The organism is Streptomyces tibetensis (assembly GCF_007655005.1).
GTDB classification, from domain to species: Bacteria; Actinomycetota; Actinomycetes; order Streptomycetales; family Streptomycetaceae; genus Streptomyces; species Streptomyces tibetensis.
The window spans coordinates 1-637 of record NZ_SZVW01000064.1; the positions used below are offsets into that span (position 1 = coordinate 1).

A 637-nucleotide genomic window follows, 5' to 3' on the forward strand; every position below is an offset into this window, starting at 1 on the left:
CGACATCGACGCCGTCGAAGCGCACGGCACCGGCACGCCCCTCGGCGACCCCATCGAGGCCGGCGCCCTGCTGGCCACCTACGGACACCCGGGGCGCCGGACACCGCTGTGGCTCGGATCGCTGAAATCCAACATCGGCCACACCCAGGCCGCCGCCGGCATCGCCGGAATCATCAAAATGATCCAGGCACTGCGGCACGACACCCTGCCCCGCACCCTGCATGTGGATGCGCCCAGCAGCAAGGTCGACTGGGAGGCCGGTTCCCTTCAGCTCCTGACCGACGCCCGGTCCTGGCCCGCCGACCCCGGCCGGCCACGCCGCGCCGGCGTCTCCGCCTTCGGCGTCAGCGGCACCAACGCCCACGCCGTGCTCGAAGAGCATGTGGATGCGCCCAGCAGCAAGGTCGACTGGGAGGCCGGTTCCCTTCAGCTCCTGACCGACGCCCGGTCCTGGCCCGCCGACCCCGGCCGGCCACGCCGCGCCGGCGTCTCCGCCTTCGGCGTCAGCGGCACCAACGCCCACGCCGTGCTCGAAGAACCACCGGCGTCCGAGGAAACACCCACGCCGACTCAAGCACCACCGCCCGTCATCGCCTGGCCGTTGTCCGCTCACACCCCCACCGCCCTGCACGCCCAG

Annotated in this window: 1 protein-coding gene; it reads left to right on the top strand. The window is 72.5% G+C overall.

Features of this window, described 5'->3' with window-relative positions:
- Window positions 1–637, top strand: a 637-nt coding sequence (locus FDO69_RS40930) for a polyketide synthase (protein ID WP_138430333.1), incomplete at both ends; no start/stop codon positions are given.